The sequence below is a fragment of the Faecalibacterium butyricigenerans genome (assembly GCF_020687345.1).
Classification (GTDB): domain Bacteria; phylum Bacillota; class Clostridia; order Oscillospirales; family Ruminococcaceae; genus Faecalibacterium; species Faecalibacterium butyricigenerans.
Genome location: NZ_JAJEQL010000044.1, coordinates 1 through 14958, shown reverse-complemented (window position 1 = coordinate 14958; position 14958 = coordinate 1). Strand labels below are relative to the sequence as shown.

The window sequence follows — 14958 nt, the reverse complement described above, 5'->3', positions numbered from 1 at the left end:
CGTTTTCGCAGAACTTTATGTTCTGCAAGGGCGTAAAGTCTGCTGCGAAGCAGCAAATGGGAGAAACGAGAAAAAAGTGCAACAGCGACGACCGCCGCCTGCGGCGGATGCAGGGAGGAGCTGTTGGGGCCGCGGTCAGCAGGACACGAGTGCCGCTCAAGGCACGAAGTGGACGCTGGGCACCGCAACCCGTCTTAGCGCAGCGGCTAGCTTTTTTCCGTTTCGACTTCTTCTTTGGAATTGTTAAGGGCGAGCAGCCCTTAACTCGTTGCGGGGAGAGTGGAGTCCAGAGGTAGGGAGGGGGGAGTCGAAACACCCCTCCCTGCCTCTGGCCCGCGCGGAGCGCAAGCCATTTGACCGTAAGAGAAAAACTGCCCCGCGCCACCAGCGCGTGATCCCACTTAAAGAAAGCTTAGCCCTGCTGCAACCAAGCGCCGCGTTCCAGCAAATAGCGAAAATGCATGGATTTGATGATACAAGAAGTATAAGGAGGCCCACTATGTCCAACATCGTCATCATTGGTTCCGGCCCGGCGGGAGTATCTGCTGCGCTGTACACCGCCCGCGCCGGGGTGGACACCACCGTCCTCACCCGGGGGCCGGGTGCGCTCGACCGCGCCGAGGGGATCCAGAATTACTACGGCTTCGCCGCTCCCATCTCCGGTGCCGAGCTGGAGCGGCAGGGCATCGAGGGGGCCAAGGCGGTGGGCGTCAAGTTCGTCACCACCGAAGCTGTGGGCCTGACCTATACCGATAAACTCACGGTGGAGACGCTCGACGGAGATTACCCGGCGGATGCTGTCATCCTCGCCACCGGTGCAGCCCGGGCCGTGCCCCGCATCCCGGGGCTGGCGGGTCTTGAGGGCCACGGCGTCAGCTACTGTGCCACCTGTGATGCCTTTTTCTACCGCGGCAGAGACGTGGCGGTAGTGGGCAGCGGCGAATACGCCCTCCACGAGGTGCAGGCCCTTCTGCCGGTGGCGTCCAGCGTCACCCTCCTGCTGAACGGTGCGCCGCTGGCGGCCCAGTTCCCGCCGGAAGTGACCGTCCGGCCCGAAAAGATCGACGCTGTCCTCGGCGAGCAGAAAGTCACCGGCGTCCAGCTGGCGGGCGGCGAGGTCGTGGAGCTGGCGGGTGTGTTCATCGCGCTGGGCGTTGCGGGCAGCACGGCGCTGGCCCGGAAGATCGGTGCAGCAGTGGAAAATAACCGCATCGTCACCGATGGAAAGATGCAGACCACTGTTCCCGGCCTCTACGCCGCCGGAGACTGCACCGGCGGGCTTTTGCAGGTGGCAAAGGCCGTCTATGAGGGCGCGCTGGCAGGCACCGAAGCCGCCAAGGCCCTGCGAAAGGAGTGAGCCAAGATGCCGGAAGTTCTCCCCATCTCCCGATGCGGTGAGCACCGCCAGTGCCTCGCCTGCGCCTTCCCCTTCTGGGACAAGCTGACCGCCGACCAGCAGGAGCTGCTCTGCCGCGCCACCCGGCCTGTGCGTTACCGCAGGGGTGAGCGCGTCCACAGCCCGGTGGAAAACTGCGTGGGCATCCTGCTGCTGCGCACCGGCCAGTTCCGGGCCTACCTGCTCTCCGACGATGGCCGGGATGTGACCCTCTACCGCCTATTCGGCGGCGAGATATGTATCCTCTCGGCCTCCTGCGTGATGGATTCGGTGAACTTCGATCTCTACATCGACGCCGAGGAGGACACCGAGGCTTACTGCATCAGCGCGGGCGTCTTCCGCAGCCTGATGCAGCAGAACGTGGAGGTGCGGTGCTTCGCCTACCAGATGACGGCCGAGCGCTTCTCCGATACCATGTGGACCATGCAGCAGATCCTCTTCATGAGCGCCGACCGGCGGCTGGCCATCTTCCTCGCGGACGAGCTTGCCAAGACCGGCGGCGAGGACGTCTGCCTGACGCAGGATCAGATGGCGAAGTACATGGGCTCTGCCCGGGAGGTGGTGAGCCGCCTGCTCAAATACTTCGCCGGTGAGGGCATCGTGAAGCTCTACCGCGGCGGGGTAGAGGTATTAGACAAGGAAAGGCTGAACCGGATTGCGAGAGGTGAAGCATGATACAGAAAAATGAATTTCCCATTTTGGAATACGATTTCGACTCGATAGAGATATTAAAGCCCAATCACGGGGCGGAGCAGCTGACTCTGCCGGAGAAATGCGTCTTTGCCTTTTTGGGAGACACCATCGATACCTATGCTGCCGAGATGGGCGCGACGGTTGCAGAGCATTTTGAGACGATCACAAAGACCTACCCGATTTATGTTATAAAAAATGACGGCGAAGAGTTCTGCCTTTGTCAGGCCCCACTGGGAGCGCCCGCTGCGGCGCAGTTTATGGACTGCCTCATTGCTTGCGGGTGCAGGAAAATTATTACGGCAGGCTCATGCGGCGTGCTGACCGAAATGGCAGAGAACGAGTTTCTCATCCCGACCAAAGCGCTGCGGGATGAGGGTACATCCTATCACTATCTTCCTGCCGCCCGGTATGCAGAACCGGCCTCGGAAGCAGTGCAGGTCATAGAAAAGACCTTCCGTGCACTGGGTCTTCCCTTCCGTGAGTGTATCACATGGACGACGGACGGTTTTTTCCGGGAAACGAGAGATATGGTGGCGTACCGGAAAGCCGAAGGCTGCGCAACGGTAGAAATGGAATGTGCCGCCCTCGCGGCCTGCGCCAAGAAGCGCGGAGCAGCTTTTGGACAAATCCTGTATACGGCGGATTCCCTTGCAAACGCAGAGCGGCATGATGACCGTGACTGGGGAAAGGATTCGCTACGGAAAGCGCTGGAACTCTGTGTAGAGGTGCTGAGAATGTGGTGGATCACATAAAAATCGCAGAGGGTCGTTGAAACTGCTTGACATTTCATTTTATGTACGCTATTATGTACATAGGAGGCGATAGCATGACCACGACAAACATCACCAATTTCCGCAAGAATGCGTTCAACTATGTGGAGCAGACCATCAAGTACAATGAGCCGCTCAGCATCAGCACGAAGGACGGCGACGCCGTTCTGCTGAGCGCGGAGGATTACAGCGGCTTGATGGAGACGCTGTATCTGGTCTCGGTGCCCGGCATGAGAGAGAAGGTCATGGACGGGTTGAAACAGCCGCTGGATGAGTGCCTGGACGAAGAGGACGTGGAGTGGTAAATGTACAAGATCGTCTACACAAAAACGGCGGCAAAGGACATCCCGAAGCTGAAAGCCGCACATCTGGCGGATAAGGCGAAGGCATTGATCGATATTATCCGGGATGACCCCTTCCAGAAGCCGCCGCCCTATGAAAAACTGGTCGGTGATCTGGGCGGAGCGTACAGACGCCGCATCAATTTACAGCACCGGCTGGTCTATCAAGTCTATGAGGAAGAAAAGACCATCAAGATCCTGAGCCTCTGGACGCATTACGAGCGATAAAAAATGCCATCGTGCTCTCAAAGCGCGATGGCATTTTTATTATCTAAGAGGTTTACCCTTTACACCCCTGCTCTTCCCAGTCGCCGAAATCAGAAGCCTCAGCAATCTTGGTGGGGTCGAATTTGCCGCTTTCGTCCTTGGGGGCGACGGCGGGGCCGGCCTCTACGGGGTTCGGGTTCGGGGCCTCGGGGTCATAGACCGGGCGTTCCTCGTCCGGGCTGGCCGGTGCCGCAGGTTCTTCGGCCTCTGCCTTTGGTGCGGCAGGCGTTTCGGCGGGAGAGGCCTCTTCCGCCGGTGCGGCGGCTTCGGCCTCTGCCTTGGCTTCGCCCTCAGCGTATGCCTCGGCGGTCTTGGCGGCCTCTGCATCGTCCTGCTCGGCGTCCTCGGGAAACTCGATGGATTCGATGAAAGGAGCGGCCTTCTCGTTCAGGAACTTGTCCATGATGACGATGGCAGCACCAGTAGCCGCCACAGCGGCGGCAGTGCCCAGAATGCGGAAGATTGCTTTCATGTCATGACCTCCTTGGCAGTGTGGTGATTTAAGAGAACGTGACCACGTCGTTCAGCGGCTTCTCGGCAGGCTCCACCGACAGAGCAGTGAGCACCGGGCCTTTGCCGCGGTAGATGTTGTGGAACTTGTAGCCCACCTTGGCCGTTACCTTGACCCAAGCCCGCTGCTCGAGGGCCTTGTAGCCGTCGTAGCTGCAGGGGAAGCCCACGAACTGGATGTCCTGCACGCAGCAGGTCATGGCGAACCGGCCGGGCACGAAGCTGTTCTTGCCGGCGCGGTTGGTCTGGCAGACCTGCGCGAGGAACTTGACGGTCTTGCCCGTGTACTTCTGCGGCTCGTCCTGACAGTCCATATACCAGATGCCGAAATCCTCGTCCGGGATGTCGATGACCGGGGCGTTGATGTCAAAGGGCAACGGGTCGGGGATGTCGTCGTAAGCCACGCTGCCGTCCTTGAACTCATAGGCGATGTCGCACTTGCGGGAAGCCTGACGCACCAGCTTGTGCAGCTCCTGACGGGCAGCGTCGTTGTTGACGGCTTCGGCGCGGTTGAAGACGATCAGCTCGCTGCGGGCGATCTTGTCCAGCATCAGCGCGCGCATGGAGTTGTCGCGGGCGTAGGTCAGGGCGGTGGTGCCGTCGGCGGTGGCGATGCACTGGTAGACGATCCAGTTCTCGGGCAGGTTGTTTGCCAGATCCTGCAGCATCCACATACCGTTGTACTCGATGACCACGCGGCCTGCATCGGCCTCCTTGGCCAGCTTGGCGAGGTTCTGGGGGTTCAGCTCAGCCTTGTCCTCGAGGTTGTAGAGGGTCACGCCGGGGAAGGCGAACTTCTTCTGATTATATTCCTCTTCGCCCTCCTCGCAGACCAGCAGAAGGGTCTTGTCGCCGGAGTCGAAGTTGGGGTCTTCAAAGGTCTCCTGAATGAACTTGGTCTTGCCGCTCTCGAGGAAGCCCACAAACAGGTATACCGGGATCTCATTTGCCATAATCGTTTATCCTTTCAGGGCCAATATCAGCAGCCGAACAGTGCTGCGATGGCCTTCTCATCCAGCTTGGAGCCGATGACCACCAGCTTGCCGCCGACATCTGCGCCGCGTGCGCGGACTTCCCACTCGCCGGGGACATAGTCGAACTCCAGCCAGCCGTCGGTGCCGCCGTCCACGATGCCCTTGGAGCGGAGGATCATGCCGTAATTGCCGGAGTCCAGCTCGGTGAGGGCGTGCTCGATGTCCGCCTTGGAGAATTTCTTGGCCGTCTCGACGCCCCAGCTGGTGAAGACCTCGTCGGCGTCATGGTCGTGATGATGGTGATGGTGGCCGCAGCAGCAATGACCGTCGTGGTCATCGTGGTCGTGGTGGTGATGCTCATGCTCGTCCTCATCATCGTCCTCGTCGTGGTCGTGATGATGACCGCAGCAGCAGTGCCCGTCATGATCATCGTCATCATGGTCGTGGTGATGATGGTGCTCGTGCTCCTCATCCTCATCATCGTCGTCATCCTCATCGTGATGATGGCCGCAGGTGCAGACGCCGTTCTCATCGTAATGATGATGGTGGTGATGATGCTCTTCCTCCTCGTCCTCGTGGGCGCGCTCCTCGTTGGCCTTGGCCGCCATGGCAATCAGCTCGGCCTTGAAGTCGTTCTTGGTGGACATGGCCTTCAGGATCTGCTCACCGGTCAGAGCGTCCCATGCGGTGGTGACGATGGTGGCGGTGGGGTTCTTCTCACGCAGCAGGGCCACAGCGGCGGCGATCTTTTCCTCAGAGGCGGTCTGGGTGCGGCTGAGGATGATGCAGCTTGCGTGGCTGATCTGGTCGTCGTAGAACTCGCCGAAGTTCTTCATATACATCTTGACCTTGTTGACATCGGCCACGGTGACAAAGCTGCTGAGCTGGACGTCCAGATGCTCGGCCACGCCCTCGACAGCGCGGGTCACGTCAGACAGCTTGCCGACGCCGGACGGCTCGATGACGATGCGGTCGGGGTGGTACTGCTCCACCACCTGCTGGAGTGCGGCGCGGAAATCGCCCACCAGAGAGCAGCAGATGCAGCCGGCGTTCAGCTCGTTGATCTGGATGCCGGACTCCTTCAGGAAGCCGCCGTCGATGCCGATCTCGCCGAACTCGTTCTCGATGAGCACGACCTTCTGGCCTGCAAAGGACTCCTTGATGAGCTTCTTGATCAGAGTGGTCTTACCGGCACCAAGGAAGCCGGAGAAAATGTCGATCTTGGTCATATTCGAAATGCCTCTTTCTTTTATGCAGCCGCCGCAAAAGGCGCTGCCCAGCAGGCCCTGCGGGCCTTACAAGCAATCCGGGGCGCTGAGTGCTGACCCGGAAAAATTCCTACACTCCTATTATAACAAGGCTGTCAATGGCAAACCGGCCTTTTTGATGAGAAATTTGTAACATTTTTTGCAATTTGCTTGCGTTTTCGGGTCAGCTCAGCTCCTCCGTGAGCCAGTCCGCTACTTTTTCAGTTTGTTCGTCCGTCTCGGCGGTGAGCCAGAAAATGCCGTCCTCCGTTTCCACTCGCAGGAATTTTCCGGCGGTGGGGTCGAGGCAGAGGTGGACAGTGCCGTCGTGTACCATGACGAAGGTGCCCTGCCAGTAGTGCTCCAAGTCGATGCCGCCGACCCGGCTTGCCTCCGGCAGAGAGGAATAGACCTGTACTTTGGTGATGCTGTCCAGAGGGATGATGTACTTCCGGGTCTTGCCGTGGTAAGATTGCAGCTCTACGGTGGGTGATACCTGCAATTCCAGCCTTGCGGGCGTGTGGTCGAGGACGCCTAGCACCGGCCCGGTCAGTAGGATGGCAGCGATTGCAATGGCATTGACCGCCACAGCAAGCTTCCCCCGGAGGGTGGCGAGGTTGGCGGTAGTCCCCTTGCCGATGCGCTTAGGCACAGAGGCGCGCGTGTCGTCAGGAGCATAATAGAACAGACCGTATTTCCATGGGACATCTCCGGGGGCTGCGGGCCAGCCGTGGGCATCCCGCAGCCTTTGGAGGGTGCGATTTGCCCACAGACAGGGCAGATACGGCAGAGCCAGACTTCCGAAAAAGAAATAGACCCAGACCATGACCCGGAGCAGCGAATCGGGCAGGAAAAACAGCCCGACGCCCCCGGCGGCGCAGAGCAGGCAGATGATGCGCAACCAGCGCAGATATTGTTGCACGATGCTCTGCACCTCGGGCAGGGCGGCGGCGTCCGGCGGCAGTGTGACGCCCAGCAGAGCGCCGTTCTGGTCGATGCGCTTCAGGCTCAGATAATCGATGCCGACGCAGACGATAAGACAGGCGAGCATAATGATGGAAAATGCCATGAGAACGCCTCCATTCAATAAGTCTATGGCCCTAGGATACACGGAACGCGGCAAAAAGTCAAAATGATGCCCACGAATTGCATTCTGTGGCGCAGAATGATACAATAGACCCGGCAGATCATCGCCGCCGGGCGTTTTTCCGGCAGAACAAAGAAAGAAGGCTTTTTTGATATGAGCATGAATACCGTTCCTGAGCGTCTGGCCGCCCTGCGCGCGGCCATGAAGGCAAATGGTGTGGACGTCTACCTCATTCCGGTGGGCGACCCGCACGCCAGCGAGTATATGCCGGACCACTACACCGCCCTGACCTACTTCTCCGGTTTCCACGGCGAGAACTCCAACTTCGTCGTGACCATGACCGAGAGCGCCGTCTGGGCGGATGGCCGCTACTTTGTGCAGGCCGAGAAGGAAATTGCAGGTACTGAGATCCAGCTGATGCGGATGGGTGAGCCGGATGTGCCCACCGCCGAGCAGTACTGCGCCAAAGTCCTGCCCGAGGGCGGCAAGCTGGGCCTCTGCGGCCTGACGGCCTCCTGCGGTCTGGTGCGCAGCCTGCAAAAAGAGCTGGACGCCAAGAAGGGCACCATCAAGCTGCTGAACCTCGAGGACGAGCTGTGGACTGAGGGCCGTCCCGCCCTGCCTGCTACCCCGGCGTGGATCCTGCCGAAGGAATATGCAGGCTTCTCCCCCGCCGAAAAGCTGGGCCAGCTGCGCGCGAAGCTCTCTGAGCTGGGCTGCACCGCACAGCTTATGGGCAAGCTGGACAACCTTGCATGGCTGCTCAACCTCCGCGCCATGGACATCCAGTGTACCCCCTATGCCATGGCCTATTGCTACGTCACCCCGGACAAGGCGACTCTCTTCATCAACACCGCCCGCGTCAGCGCGGAGGCAGCGGCTGAGCTGAAGGAGAACGGCGTCGAGCTGGCAGAGTACGACGATGTGCTCTCCTTCCTCGCCGCCCAGACCGAGACCCAGACCGTGCTGGCCGACCCCGCCTCCGTCAACTATGCTGTCTATCAGACGCTGGAGGCCAACCCGGCCCTTACCGTCAAGGATGAGGCCGACCCCCTGCTGCCCATGAAGGGCGTCAAGAACGAAGTCGAGCTGGCCCACACCCGCGAGGCCCACCTCCGGGACGGCGTGGCCATGGTGCGCTTCCAGATCGAGCTGGAGAACCGTCTGGCTGCCGGCGAGGAGCTGACCGAGCTGACCATCGACGAGCTCCTCCACAAATACCGCAGCGCACAGGACAAGTTCCTGACCGAGAGCTTCGGCACCATCGCCGCCTACGGCCCGAACGCCGCCATGATGCACTACCACGCCACCGAGGAAGATCACGCAAAGCTGGAGAAGAAGGGCTTCCTGCTGGTGGACAGCGGCGCGACCTACATGGACGGCACCACCGACATCACCCGTACCTACCCGCTGGGCGAGCTGACCGAGGACGAGCGGCTGTTCTACACTTGGACGCTCCAGTGCCACATCGACATCGCCCGGGCCGTCTGGCTGGACTACTGCGACGGCCATATGCTGGACACCATCGCCCGCGAGCCGCTGTGGCGCCACCTCATCAACTACCGCTGCGGCACCGGCCACAGCGTCAGCCATGTGGGCAATGTCCACGAAGGCCCCCACGCCCTGAACGGCCGCAATACCACCGTCTTCAAGCCCGGTATGATCGTCACCGATGAGCCGGGCGTCTACGAGGGCGGCGTCGTGGGCATCCGCATCGAGAACGAGCTGGAGTGCTATCACAAGGCCTCCAACCAGTACGGCGAGTTCCTCGCCTTCCGTCCGGTGACGTTCGTGCCCATCGCCATCTCCCCCATCGTCCCCGGCGTGCTGAGCCGCGACGAGCTGGATTGGCTGAACGCCTACCACCGCGAGGTCTTCGAGAAGCTGGCTCCCCGTCTGACCGAGGATGAGCGCGACTGGCTGGCCAAGAAGTGCGCTGCCATCGGGGCATAACAAATAAAAGAAGGGCTGCGGCATATCGACAACCTCTCCGTCATTGCTTCGCAATGCCACCTCTCCTATCGAGGAGAGGCCTTGGCATTCTGGAAAGCTTTCCCTCTTCGCCAGAGGCTCCCCTCGGTAGGGGAGCTGTCGAGCGAATGCGAGACTGAGAGGTTGGGATGTGCAACAGCCCGTTTTTGTTTCTCGTCAGGACCTTTGCTCCAGCTCGGCCTTGTGCTCTTTCCAGTAGGCCTTGGCCTCGTCGATGACCTTTTTGAAGGGGCCGGAGGGATAGGTGCTCTCGGCGATGTCGATGAGGAACTTGTAGAGCTGGGGACGCACCTCCTCGTACATCCCGAGGCGGGTGTAGAGGTCTTTGTAGTAGCGGAACACCTGAATTTTGTTCTGCACGAGGGTGGCGGGCTTGATCTGGGTGTGGCAGATGCTCTGGGGGTTCTGGACGTAGTAGTAGCCGGGCTGCGGGATGGACGCAAAGACCTCGGCGTACTGGATATACTGCATATTGAACACGAGGTCTTCGGCCCAGCGCATCTCGCTGGTAAAGCGGATGTCGTGGGCCGCGAAAAGGTCGCGGCGGTAGAGCTTGTTCCAGAGCACGCCGTAAAAATATGAAGCGGGCTTGTCCATCAGGCGGAGGGCGAAGGTGTCCTTGTCGTAGATGCCTGCGGGCAGGAAGCCGTATTCCCTCGTTTCCGGCGGGCGGGCAACGTGCATGACGCCGAGATCGTCCTGAATCTTTTCCAGCACCTGCCCGGGCTTGGATGCCCCGGCGGGGATGACCATGGTGTAGGGCGAGATGACGAGGTCAGCGCCCGACTGCTCCGCCGCCTCCACCAGCCGGGCTGTGTAGTCCGGGGCGATGTAGTCATCGCTGTCCACGAACTGGACGTACTTACCGCTGGCCAGCTTGAGGCCGAGGTTGCGGGTGTCGGACACGCCGGAGTTGGCCTTGTCCACCAGCAGGATGCGGCTGTCCTTTTTGCGGAACTCCTCGCAGACGGGCAGGCTCTGGTCCTTGGAGCCGTCGTTGATGACGATGATCTCGAGATCCTCATATTGCTGGGCACAGATGCTGCCAAGACAGCGGTTCAGATGGCTCTGGGCATTGTACACCGGCAGGATGATGCTGACGAGGGGCATTTCCATAGCAGTTTCTCCTTTTATCGCAATTTTCAAAAATAGCGCCTGTCAAAACGGCATCTTTGCGATAGCGCTTTTTACAGCAATGATACTCCCACCGGGCCGAAAAAGCAAGCACCCGGCGGAAGGCCCGAAAGGGGGCTTTGAATTGATCTTCCATATCGCAGTGTGCAGCCCGGACAGCGTCCTCCGCAGCCGGGTGGAGCGACAGTGCCTCGACTATTATGCCCGGCGGGACGATGCCTGCATCGTCGAGCAGCTGGACGGCCCGGAGGCCCTGCTGGCCCGGGACGACGCCGGGGAGCGGTACGAGCTGTATCTCATCGAGCTGCCCAGCACGGCGGCCGCTGCGTCGCTGCGAGCGGCGGCGGCGCTCCGCAGCCGGGGACGCAGGACGCCGATGGCCTTTCTGGCCCACACGCCCGCCCACGCCTACAGCGCCTACCGGGTGGACGCCATGCAGTATTTATTGCTGCCCGTCCCGCCCGAGCAGCTGATGGCCCTGCTGGCCCGGGCCACCGAGCCGGAGTACGGCCCGGCCATCCCGGTGGCCACGGCGTCGGGGCTGCGGGTGCTGCCCTTCGCGGACATCGAGTACCTCGAGTGCACCCACCATGTGGTGCATTTCCACCTCGCCAGCGGCGAGGATGTGCCCTCCCTCTCGGTCCGGGTCCCCTTCGCGCAGGTGGCCCAGCCGCTGCTGGCAGATGAGCGCTTCGTCCAGCTCCACCGCTCCTATGTGGTCAATCTGGCGGCAGTCTCCCAGCTGGCAGCGAGCGAGTTCTGGATGCAGAGCGGCGCGCGGGTGCCTGTGCCGCGCGGACGGGAGCCTGCGGCCCGCACGGCGCTGCGGGATTATCTGGAAAAGCAGTTTCAATAAACAGCAGTGGGGGGGCCCGGAATGAGCCTCCCCACTGCTGTTTTCATGTTGCTGTAATTCTTGCCTTGCAATAAAACCGCTTCTTAAAGCTCCGCCCAGTCCAGCTGTGTCCAGTCGTGTATGTACTGGTCGGCGAGGCGCTGCAATTCGGGCTGATCGGCGGCGCTGGTCTCGTCCTCGATGTCGATGAGGTAGAAGCCGCACTGCTTTGCGGTGCGGGAGGCGTAGACGGCGTCTTCACAGACGACGGCGTCGGCGGGGCCGCTGCCGCCCAGACGGTCCAGCACCTCATGGAACACGGCGGGGTGGGCCTTGCTCTTCGCGCCCTGTGCGGTGCAGAAAAACTCGAAATAGTCCGCCACGCCCAGCCGGGTGAGGACCTCTTCGCACTGGTCAGCCCATGTGTTGGAGCAGATGCACATCCGCGCCCCCTCGGCCTTCAGCCGGGCCAGCATCTCCCGGACGCCGGGCTTCAGCTCGACCTTTTGATACAGGTCCCGGATGACCTGCCGCATGGCGGGTTCGTAGTCCCGGAGGGTGAGGGGCAGGTCGTAGGTGCGGATAAGATACTCCGCCCCCTCCACCATCCCCATGCTCAGAAGGACGTCGTGGATGCCGGGCCGGGCCTCGCGGCCATAGCGGCGCAGCAGCTCCAGCGGTGCGCCCTGCCACACCACGGTCATGCTGTCGGTGAGGGTGCCGTCCATGTCGAATATCCATTGTTTGCGGTGCATCTGTGGTCCTCCTGAATCGTTCTGGCAAAGTGAATTTATTATAGCATATTTTTTGTTACAAAAACAGAGAGAAATCTCCCGGGAAATATGCTATAATCTAGGAAAAACCGGAACGCATCAAAGGAGGCGGCAGATATGGCGCAGAACAACACCCCCATAAGGGCGCTGGTGCTGGCAGGCGGCGGTGCACGCGGCAGCTATCAGGTGGGCGTCTGGCGGGCGCTCACCGAGCTGGGCTGGCGGCCCCAGATCATCACGGGCACCAGCGTGGGCAGCCTCAACGGTGCGATGTTCGCCCTCGACCTCTACGAGACGGCCCGGGATATGTGGCTTACCATCCGCAGTCAGGATGTGATAGAGCTGCCCGCCGAGGACGCGCCCCTGCCGGAGCTGCACGCCTTTCTCAAGGACGCCGTGACGCAGGGCGGCATGGACGTCACCCCGCTGGAAGAGATCGTGGAGCGGGTGCTGGACGAGGACGCCCTCCGCCGCAGCCCCATCCGGCTGGGTCTCGTCACGGTGGAGCAGAAGACGCTCAAGGCCCGGGAGCTTCCGCTGGAAGAGATCCCGGAGGGAAAGGTAAAAGACTACCTGCTGGCCTCGGCGGCCTGCTTCCCGGCCCTGCGTGCCCACACCATCGACGGCGTTTCCTATCTGGACGGCGGCTACCGGGACAATATGCCCACGGCGCTGGCCCAGAAGATGGGGGCGGAAGAGCTGGTCTGCGTGGACCTTGAGGGCGTGGGCATCACCCGCCCCAACCGCACCGGCCTGCCCACGACCCTCATCCGGAGCTACTGGGAGCTGGGCGACATCCTTCACTTCGACCCCGCCACCGCCCGGCGGAACATCGAGCTGGGCTATCACGATACCCTGCGGGCCTTTGGGCGGCTGCGCGGCTGTGCCTACGCTGTGGACAGCGGGGCCGGGAGCAGCGCGGACGCCGCCGCATTCCATGCGGCCTTTGAGGCCGTCCAGAAGGAGGTGCGGGAGAAGCACCCCTCCACCCTGACGGCGGACATTGCCCTCCTGCTGGCGAAGCTCTCGGATGCCGAGCTGGCCCCGCTGGAAGCCGTCGCCGAGGATGTGGGTGTGGACCCTGCTCCCTACTATACCACCCGCAGCTTGGGAGAAGCGTTCCTCACAAAATGCGACTTTGAGCGCCTTTCGCGCTTCGGGCCGCTGTTCGAGGGCGAGGCAGGCCCGGCACAGGCCGCGCGGGCCGCGCTGCTGCCCAACACCTTTTTGCAGGCACTGGTCTGCCGGGCGCTGACCGGCAGGGTGCCGCCGGAGGAAATGGAAACATGAAGAGATACAAGGGCTTTACCGCCTCGCCCGGCCTTGTGCTGGGGCAGGTGAGCCGTCTTGAGCGCCCGCCGCTGGTCTTTGGCGAGGGGCCGTTCCATCCCGAGCAGGAAAAGCAGGCGCTGGAAGATGCCATTCAGCTGGCTCAGAAGGAGCTGAACGATATGGCAGACCGCGCCGCCCCCACCGAACAGGCCATCTTTCTGTTCCAGAGCATGATGCTGGAGGATGAGGGCTTCATGAATGAGGTCAACTTCCAGATCCGGGCCGGTGTGGGTGCAGCCGAAGCGATGGACCGTGTGGGCCGCCGCTACGCGGCCCAGCTCTCGGCTATGAAAGACAACGCCTATATGCAGCTGCGGAGCGTGGACATCCTCGACGTGACCCAGCGCATCACCAACATCCTCTGCCGCCGCCCCCGCAGCTGGCTGGCCCTCGACCACCCGGTCATCATCGCGTCGGACCTGCTCATGCCCACTGACCTGTTCAGCATCCCGTCGGGGCGCATCCTCGGCCTTATCACTGCCGAGGGCAGCGGCCAGAGCCACGCGGCCATCATCGCCCGCTCGCTGAACATCCCGGGCATCACGCAGGTGGGCCGGGACTTCCTCGAGGACTGCGATGGCCGCGAGGTCATCCTGAACGCCACCGAGGGCGAGTGCATCCTTGACCCGGACGCCGCCGCCCGCCAGAGCGCCATCACCCGCATCTGCGAGCTGCAGCGCCAGAACGAGGAGCTGAACGCGCAGCTGGAGCTGCCCAACCGCACCCGGGACGGCGAGGAGTTCGAGCTTCTGGCCAACTGCTTCGGCCCGGAGGATGTGGGCACGGCCATGAGCTCCGGAGCGTCCGGCGTGGGCCTGCTGCGCAGCAGCTACATGATGCTGCCCGGCCACGCCATGGACGAGCAGGAGCAGTATCTGTTCTATACCTCCTGCCTCGCCGCCGCCAAGGGAAAGATGGTGACGGTGCGCACCTTCGACTTTGGTGCCGACCGCACGATGGCGGACGCCTATCAGGGCGTCCAGTCCTCCAAGCTGGGCCTGCGGGGCATCCGCAGCAGCCTGCGCAACCTGCCCCAGATGGCAGTCCAGATCTGTGCCCTCATGCGGGCTGCCGCCAAAGGCCCCCTGCGGGTCATGTTCCCCATGGTGACGGACATCGAGGACTGGGATTCCGCCATGCAGGTGGTGGACCACTGCCGCCGCAAGCTCGCGGAGCGGGGGGAGGAGTTCGAGCCGGATGTGCCCTTCGGCGTCATGCTCAGCATCCCTGCCGCCTGCCTGACGGCAGAGGATTTTACGGCCCACGGCTGCCGCTTTTTTGTCATCGGCACTAACGACCTGACCCAGTACACCCACGCCGTGAGCCGTGAGCTGGCCATTGCCGAGCACTACTACCGCCCCGCCAGCCCGGCCATGAAAAAGCTCATCGCCATGGTGGTGGACGCCGCGAAAAAGGCCGACATCCCTGTGACGATCTGCGGCCTTGCCGTCGGCAACGCCGTCAACGCCACCCAGTATCTCCGCCTCGGCCTGCGCAGCTTCTCCATGAGTCCCCAGAACCTGCTGGCCATCAAAAAGGCCCTGCGGGATGCAGAAACAAGATAAAGAAAAAGGGCGTCCCGCCGCGGCGGGACGCCCGTTTTGCGG

16 protein-coding genes are annotated in these 14958 nt (G+C 61.8%); 10 read left to right on the top strand and 6 right to left on the bottom strand.

Going from position 1 to position 14958, the window contains the following annotated elements; all coding sequences use genetic code 11:
- The first annotated feature begins 499 nt into the window (after nt 1-499).
- From LKD23_RS11775 to LKD23_RS11755, 5 genes are all read left to right on the top strand, one after another.
- Nucleotides 500-1357 carry an NAD(P)/FAD-dependent oxidoreductase gene (locus LKD23_RS11775; protein WP_227621821.1) on the top strand — a complete coding sequence of 286 codons (858 nt, stop codon included), beginning with the start codon at nt 500-502 and terminating at the stop codon, nt 1355-1357.
- A 6-nt stretch (nt 1358-1363) separates the two neighbouring features.
- The gene (locus LKD23_RS11770; protein WP_227621820.1) at nt 1364-2071 is read left to right on the top strand and encodes a Crp/Fnr family transcriptional regulator; all 708 of its coding nucleotides are present in this window, start codon (nt 1364-1366) and stop codon (nt 2069-2071) included.
- Nucleotides 2068-2841: a nucleoside phosphorylase gene (locus tag LKD23_RS11765; protein WP_227621819.1), complete on the top strand. Its 774-nt coding sequence runs from the start codon at nt 2068-2070 to the stop codon at nt 2839-2841. Before LKD23_RS11770 ends, LKD23_RS11765 begins: the two co-directional genes overlap by 4 nt.
- Before the next feature lie 74 nt (nt 2842-2915).
- Complete coding sequence (locus tag LKD23_RS11760; protein ID WP_227621818.1) at nt 2916-3164, top strand: type II toxin-antitoxin system Phd/YefM family antitoxin; 249 nt, start codon at nt 2916-2918, stop codon at nt 3162-3164.
- Nucleotides 3165-3428 carry a Txe/YoeB family addiction module toxin gene (locus LKD23_RS11755; protein ID WP_227621817.1) on the top strand — a complete coding sequence of 88 codons (264 nt, stop codon included), beginning with the start codon at nt 3165-3167 and terminating at the stop codon, nt 3426-3428.
- A 52-nt stretch (nt 3429-3480) separates the two neighbouring features.
- Here the strand turns inward: LKD23_RS11755 and LKD23_RS11750 are convergent, their stop codons facing one another.
- From LKD23_RS11750 to LKD23_RS11740, 3 genes are read right to left on the bottom strand one after another with little or no spacing between them, the layout of a single operon-like run.
- Nucleotides 3481-3939: a hypothetical protein gene (locus tag LKD23_RS11750; RefSeq protein WP_227621816.1), complete on the bottom strand. Its 459-nt coding sequence runs from the start codon at nt 3937-3939 to the stop codon at nt 3481-3483.
- A gap of 28 nt (nt 3940-3967) precedes the next feature.
- Nucleotides 3968-4930, bottom strand: a complete 963-nt coding sequence (locus LKD23_RS11745) for a TIGR03943 family putative permease subunit (RefSeq protein ID WP_227621815.1) — start codon at nt 4928-4930, stop codon at nt 3968-3970.
- A gap of 26 nt (nt 4931-4956) precedes the next feature.
- The gene (locus tag LKD23_RS11740) at nt 4957-6180 is read right to left on the bottom strand and encodes a CobW family GTP-binding protein (protein ID WP_227621814.1); all 1224 of its coding nucleotides are present in this window, start codon (nt 6178-6180) and stop codon (nt 4957-4959) included.
- Between LKD23_RS11740 and LKD23_RS11735 the strand changes: the two genes are divergently transcribed.
- Nucleotides 6164-6352, top strand: coding sequence for a hypothetical protein (locus LKD23_RS11735; RefSeq protein WP_227621813.1), 189 nt, complete (start codon nt 6164-6166; stop codon nt 6350-6352). The genes LKD23_RS11740 and LKD23_RS11735 overlap by 17 nt on opposite strands.
- Before the next feature lie 30 nt (nt 6353-6382).
- Here LKD23_RS11735 and LKD23_RS11730 read toward each other — a convergent pair whose 3' ends face one another.
- Entirely contained in the window at nt 6383-7267 is an 885-nt protein-coding gene (locus LKD23_RS11730) for a PH domain-containing protein (protein WP_227621812.1), read from the bottom strand.
- A gap of 171 nt (nt 7268-7438) precedes the next feature.
- Here LKD23_RS11730 and LKD23_RS11725 point away from each other — a divergent pair, with 171 nt between their 5' ends.
- Entirely contained in the window at nt 7439-9238 is a 1800-nt protein-coding gene (locus LKD23_RS11725; RefSeq protein WP_227621811.1) for an aminopeptidase P family N-terminal domain-containing protein, read from the top strand.
- A gap of 195 nt (nt 9239-9433) precedes the next feature.
- Here the strand turns inward: LKD23_RS11725 and LKD23_RS11720 are convergent, their stop codons facing one another.
- Nucleotides 9434-10393, bottom strand: a complete 960-nt coding sequence (locus LKD23_RS11720) for a glycosyltransferase (RefSeq protein WP_227621810.1) — start codon at nt 10391-10393, stop codon at nt 9434-9436.
- 142 nt (nt 10394-10535) lie between these two features.
- Here LKD23_RS11720 and LKD23_RS11715 point away from each other — a divergent pair, with 142 nt between their 5' ends.
- A complete protein-coding gene (locus tag LKD23_RS11715) occupies nt 10536-11267 on the top strand; it encodes a LytR/AlgR family response regulator transcription factor (protein ID WP_227621809.1) in 732 nt (243 codons plus the stop codon).
- An 83-nt stretch (nt 11268-11350) separates the two neighbouring features.
- On the opposite strand, the gene LKD23_RS11710 is transcribed toward LKD23_RS11715, so the two are convergent.
- On the bottom strand, nt 11351-12001 hold the full coding sequence (locus LKD23_RS11710; protein WP_227621808.1) for an HAD family hydrolase: 651 nt from the start codon (nt 11999-12001) through the stop codon (nt 11351-11353).
- A 135-nt stretch (nt 12002-12136) separates the two neighbouring features.
- Here LKD23_RS11710 and LKD23_RS11705 point away from each other — a divergent pair, with 135 nt between their 5' ends.
- Both LKD23_RS11705 and LKD23_RS11700 read left to right on the top strand, forming a co-directional pair.
- On the top strand, nt 12137-13309 hold the full coding sequence (locus LKD23_RS11705) for a patatin-like phospholipase family protein (RefSeq protein WP_227621807.1): 1173 nt from the start codon (nt 12137-12139) through the stop codon (nt 13307-13309).
- On the top strand, nt 13306-14916 hold the full coding sequence (locus LKD23_RS11700; RefSeq protein ID WP_227621806.1) for a phosphoenolpyruvate--protein phosphotransferase: 1611 nt from the start codon (nt 13306-13308) through the stop codon (nt 14914-14916). The genes LKD23_RS11705 and LKD23_RS11700 overlap by 4 nt, the downstream gene beginning before the upstream one ends.
- Nucleotides 14917-14958 lie beyond the last annotated feature (42 nt).

Coding starts and splice junctions, on each gene's coding strand:
- LKD23_RS11775 (WP_227621821.1), top strand. CDS start 500: ATGTCCAACATCGTCATCATTGGTTCCGGCCCGGCGGGAGTATCTGCT.
- LKD23_RS11770 (WP_227621820.1), top strand. CDS start 1,364: ATGCCGGAAGTTCTCCCCATCTCCCGATGCGGTGAGCACCGCCAGTGC.
- LKD23_RS11765 (WP_227621819.1), top strand. CDS start 2,068: ATGATACAGAAAAATGAATTTCCCATTTTGGAATACGATTTCGACTCG.
- LKD23_RS11760 (WP_227621818.1), top strand. CDS start 2,916: ATGACCACGACAAACATCACCAATTTCCGCAAGAATGCGTTCAACTAT.
- LKD23_RS11755 (WP_227621817.1), top strand. CDS start 3,165: ATGTACAAGATCGTCTACACAAAAACGGCGGCAAAGGACATCCCGAAG.
- LKD23_RS11750 (WP_227621816.1), bottom strand. CDS start 3,939: ATGAAAGCAATCTTCCGCATTCTGGGCACTGCCGCCGCTGTGGCGGCT.
- LKD23_RS11745 (WP_227621815.1), bottom strand. CDS start 4,930: ATGGCAAATGAGATCCCGGTATACCTGTTTGTGGGCTTCCTCGAGAGC.
- LKD23_RS11735 (WP_227621813.1), top strand. CDS start 6,164: ATGTCGATCTTGGTCATATTCGAAATGCCTCTTTCTTTTATGCAGCCG.
- LKD23_RS11740 (WP_227621814.1), bottom strand. CDS start 6,180: ATGACCAAGATCGACATTTTCTCCGGCTTCCTTGGTGCCGGTAAGACC.
- LKD23_RS11730 (WP_227621812.1), bottom strand. CDS start 7,267: ATGGCATTTTCCATCATTATGCTCGCCTGTCTTATCGTCTGCGTCGGC.
- LKD23_RS11725 (WP_227621811.1), top strand. CDS start 7,439: ATGAGCATGAATACCGTTCCTGAGCGTCTGGCCGCCCTGCGCGCGGCC.
- LKD23_RS11720 (WP_227621810.1), bottom strand. CDS start 10,393: ATGGAAATGCCCCTCGTCAGCATCATCCTGCCGGTGTACAATGCCCAG.
- LKD23_RS11710 (WP_227621808.1), bottom strand. CDS start 12,001: ATGCACCGCAAACAATGGATATTCGACATGGACGGCACCCTCACCGAC.
- LKD23_RS11705 (WP_227621807.1), top strand. CDS start 12,137: ATGGCGCAGAACAACACCCCCATAAGGGCGCTGGTGCTGGCAGGCGGC.
- LKD23_RS11700 (WP_227621806.1), top strand. CDS start 13,306: ATGAAGAGATACAAGGGCTTTACCGCCTCGCCCGGCCTTGTGCTGGGG.